The sequence below is a fragment of the Vibrio sp. V01_P9A10T6 genome (assembly GCF_963877065.1).
GTDB lineage: Bacteria > Pseudomonadota > Gammaproteobacteria > Enterobacterales > Vibrionaceae > Vibrio > Vibrio anguillarum.
This window is the reverse complement of sequence record NZ_CAWNTB010000093.1, coordinates 1-4,113: the sequence shown is the minus strand read 5'-3', so window position 1 is coordinate 4,113 and position 4,113 is coordinate 1. Positions and strand designations below refer to the sequence as shown.

Below are 4,113 nucleotides of genomic sequence, written 5' to 3'. Positions count from 1 at the left end.
TCTTTCCCTTATTGGTCTGAGCATATCTTGTAAGCATTCCTCTAATACTTTTTTTGTTGTTCCATCTCCAAGTCCGCCACGTTGATAATGTTCTTTTAGTTGGTTGATATGATTTTGATCAGGGTGAAATGCATCGAGGTAAGTAAATACGATATTGCCTTGAATAGCACCAGGATCTTCGATTCTTAGGTGGTTAGGATCGGTATACATAGACTTTACTGCAGCAGAGATCTCTTTTTCAGTAGCGCCAAGATTAATGGTATTTCCCATCGTCTTAGACATCTTATTTTTACCATCTGTGCTAGGTAAACGTGATGCGTTGCTTAACAAGGGTCTACACTCGTTCAAAACGATTCGTCCTGCTAATAAATTAATCTTTCTAACTATCTCATTAGTTTGTTCAAGCATTGGCAACTGGTCATCCCCAACTGGAATCAATGTTGCATTAAAGCCAGTAATATCAGCTGCTTGAGATATAGGGTAGGTTAAAAAACCAGCCGGAATTGATCGTTCAAAGCCTTTGCTTTGTATTTCACTTTTGACCGTTGGGTTTCGCTCTAATCGACTGATTGTCACAAGATTGCTGTAGTACATAGTCAATTCAGCAAGAGCAGGGAGTTGTGATTGAAGACAAATTGTAGTTTTACAGGGATCGATACCAACAGCGAGATAATCCGCGACGACATTAAGAATATTAGATGATACTCTCTTCGGATTGTGAGCATTATCAGTAAGACCTTGCATATCAGCAACAAGAACTGTTTGCTCGTGAATATCTTGTAAAGCGACCCGTTGTTTTAAAGAGCCGACATAATGCCCCAGGTGCAATGGGCCAGTAGCTCTATCGCCAGTTAAAATTACTTCCGATTTTTCAGTGTATTGACTTGTATTCATTCATATATCTCCTAGTAAAAATAGATCGCTACTGGAGATACAAAAGAAATTACAGTCTCAGCTACCTTCCAGCAGCTTAAGAATGTAAAAATTCCGCGCCGCTCTAAATAGAGCGCCACCAGAAAAATAATGACGAAGGCGTTGAAATGTTTTTCATTTTTGCAACTTATCAACAATTCTTTTGAAAATCAACTTTATAGAAGAGCGGTTTCTTATCGATAAACTTAGGTAAACACAGTTATCAGAGAAGGAAATTGAAACGCTTTAATAAAAGTAGTGGGTTGCCTAATGTATAATCAAATGATTCTCTGCGCCCCTTGCCCTTGCTGATTAAGATTGTCTTCTGGATTAATTAGGTGACATTTCTTCATACTCAGGCAGCCACATCCGATACATCCTGAAAGATTGTCTTTTAATAATTGGATTTTTGCTATTTTATGGTCGAGGTCTTGCTGCCATTTATTTGCAACTCTCTCCCAATCTCGCTTTGTGGCCGCTTGATTCATTGGTAAGGTGCTTAACTCTTTTGCTATTTCTTCTAATGTAAACCCTACAGATTGAGCTACTTGAACGAGTGCAATTCTACGTAGCATCGAAGGTAAATAACGGCGTTGATTACCATTGGTTCGAAAGGAAGCAATTAAACCTTTAGCTTCATAAAAGCGTAAAGCCGATGCTGCTACACCACTACGTTCGGCTAGCTGTCCAATAGTTAGATAATCATTTCTGCTCACAGTTATTTCAACTTTTGTCAAATTATCGCTTTACTTCAAGTTAACTTGAACTTTTATACTCCTGCTTACTTTTGAATTCAACGTATAAAAGGTCATTATTATGCTAAAAATAAAGCCAGTCTTCCATAATCCACCAGAGATTTTTAATCCAACACCATTTGGTTTTTGTCATACAGTGAAGGCACCAAGCAAAGGAGAGCTAGTTTACATTTCGGGCCAAAGTGGTGGTGAAGGTATTGAACATAAGCTTAGTAGTGATTTTCTTCATCAGACTTGCATTTTATTATCAAACCTAGAGATTGCGCTTAATGCCCATGAGCTTAGTTTTGAGGATGTTCTAAAGATCACTGTCCTTATTGTTGATCATGATAGTGAAAAGCTGAATATTTGGAGTAAAGAGATGCAAGAACGTTGGCCGTTAGATACGTTGCCCGCAAGCACCTTAATTCCAGTACCTAAGTTAGCTCTTGACGGCATGCTAATTGAGGTTGATGTTATTGCATTTAAGTCAGCTTGACTATAGCACTATATTTAAGAGCTCTTTTTTGACACCGAAAGCTTATTGATTGTATTGGGATTTTACTATGCTTAAAAACTACTTAACTCTGCTCGCCATTGGGCTGATTTGGGGATCACAATTTATTTTTCAAGAGAATGCACTAGAGGCATTCAATCCAGTATGGATAGGTACATTGCGTGCAATATTCGGTGCAATCACTTTGTTTATTATCTGTCGGGTCATGCGAATTAGTAGTGATAGTAAACAGTGGCTACTTTATGCTGTCATTGGTTTACTTGAAGCAACGATTCCTTTCATTCTTATACCTTTTGCTCAAAAAGAGTTGAGCAGTTCAGTAACAGCGATATTAATGGGTACACTACCTTTTTATGCACTGCTTCTTGCTCCTGTGTTTATAAAGAATGCTAGGATTAGTAAAGGTAATCTGCTAAGTGTCATCGTGGGTTTTAGTGGTTTAGTTGTCCTTTTTTACCCAGATTTAATGTCAACATCTTCGAGAGTTAGTCTCATTAGCATCCTAGCAGTATTATTTGCTGCGATATGCTTTGCTATTGCTTTGCTCCTGCTCAACCGAGTTAAAGAAGAACATCCCCTGATAGTGGCAAGAAATGTTCTTTTTATGGCGAGTATTCAATTAATTATAATTTCTCTCACCACAACGATGACACTGACACAAAAATCGCCACCTTTGAGCGCCTTTACTGCTGTGATCTATCTTGGTGTGATGTGTGCGGGAGTGGTTTATTATCTCTACATGATGAGTATCAAGAACGCAGGCGCTGTTTTTACTTCGATGACTAATTATCTTGTGCCTGCGATAGGCGTATTAATCTCCGCGCTGGTTACTAATGATAGTATTCAGACTACATCATGGCTGGCTCTTGGGATCATTTTATCTGCTCTTCTAATGAATCAAATGGCTGCAAAGCATGACCAGAAAATGCAGTCAGAGCCTTTGGAATAGATATAGAGCCGTGAATAAAAAATGGACCATAATAATTCACAGTCAATAGAGGGGCAGACTGAGCGCTAGTAATGATCCATTACAATGTGGTTCTTATATAATTGTAATCTTCATATTAGTTCCTTTTTAAAAGTAAATTATTAGCTTTATCAGATGACGAATTTGTACGAGGGGCTGCCAAAGCGATAGCAACTAGGACAAACATTGCCCCTAATAATTGAAGCCACGTTAAGGTTTGATCGAGAATGAGATAACCCAACACACATGCAGACACGCTACTGAGAAAACCGAGAAAAGAAACGGTAACCGGTGGCAGCTTTTCTATTCCTCGAAACCATAAGGAGTAGCCCAAAATTGCGCCTATTACACTCAGATACAGATATCCAATATAATTTGACAAACTAAAATGTTCAGGAAGCCCTTCAATCCATAAGGCTACTGGCAGCAGCATGAACCCACCAAAAAGCAGTTGCCAACCGGTGAAACTCAGTAAAGTTATCTCTCTAGGTCTTTCCCATTTTTTTGTTAATACAACCCCAGAAGCCATACTTAATGTACCAATAGAAGCAACAACAACTCCTAATAAATTGATCTGTACAGCACTGTTGATGACCAGCAAGACAATACCTGAGATTCCAACCACACTAGCCCAAATTTGACGCGATGATAGCTCTGATTTTAGCCACTTCCAGCTTAGTAGGAGTACGAACATAGGCTGGATAGACATCACTATCGACGCCATCCCCCCAGGTAGATAAGTCGCAGCAAAGAATAGACAGTAGAAAAACAAGCCAATATTTAAAAAGCCAAGTAACGCAAGACGGCTCAGCCACTTGCTATCAGGTAACGTCTTGCTAATTAAGACTAGAAACAAACCTGCCGGCAAAGCTCGAATTGTTGATGCAAGCAACGGTGACTCTGCTGGCAACAACTCAGTGGTAACAATATAAGTACTTCCCCAGACAATCGGTGCTATAGCGGTTAAACCGATTGTCCTTATC

Annotated in this window: 5 protein-coding genes; 2 read left to right on the top strand and 3 right to left on the bottom strand. The window is 39.2% G+C overall.

The window, feature by feature from the left end; all coding sequences use genetic code 11:
• Positions 1-894, bottom strand: an 894-nt coding sequence (gene trpS / locus AACQ21_RS05015) for a tryptophan--tRNA ligase (RefSeq protein ID WP_105976302.1), incomplete at its 3' end; no start/stop codon positions are given.
• Between the two features lie 296 nt (positions 895-1,190).
• Positions 1,191-1,628, bottom strand: coding sequence for a redox-sensitive transcriptional activator SoxR (soxR, locus tag AACQ21_RS05010; protein ID WP_094133852.1), 438 nt, complete (start codon positions 1,626-1,628; stop codon positions 1,191-1,193).
• A gap of 100 nt (positions 1,629-1,728) precedes the next feature.
• On the opposite strand from soxR, the gene AACQ21_RS05005 reads away from it, so the two are divergent.
• Together AACQ21_RS05005 and AACQ21_RS05000 are read left to right on the top strand one after the other, a co-directional pair.
• A complete protein-coding gene (locus AACQ21_RS05005; protein WP_105976301.1) occupies positions 1,729-2,145 on the top strand; it encodes a RidA family protein in 417 nt (138 codons plus the stop codon).
• 67 nt (positions 2,146-2,212) lie between these two features.
• Positions 2,213-3,112 (top strand): DMT family transporter, encoded by a 900-nt coding sequence (locus AACQ21_RS05000; RefSeq protein WP_017045339.1) that lies wholly within the window; start codon positions 2,213-2,215, stop codon positions 3,110-3,112.
• A 115-nt stretch (positions 3,113-3,227) separates the two neighbouring features.
• Here the strand turns inward: AACQ21_RS05000 and AACQ21_RS04995 are convergent, their stop codons facing one another.
• Positions 3,228-4,112 carry a DMT family transporter gene (locus AACQ21_RS04995; RefSeq protein ID WP_258174162.1) on the bottom strand — a complete coding sequence of 295 codons (885 nt, stop codon included), beginning with the start codon at positions 4,110-4,112 and terminating at the stop codon, positions 3,228-3,230.
• Between the last annotated feature and the right edge of the window lies 1 nt (position 4,113).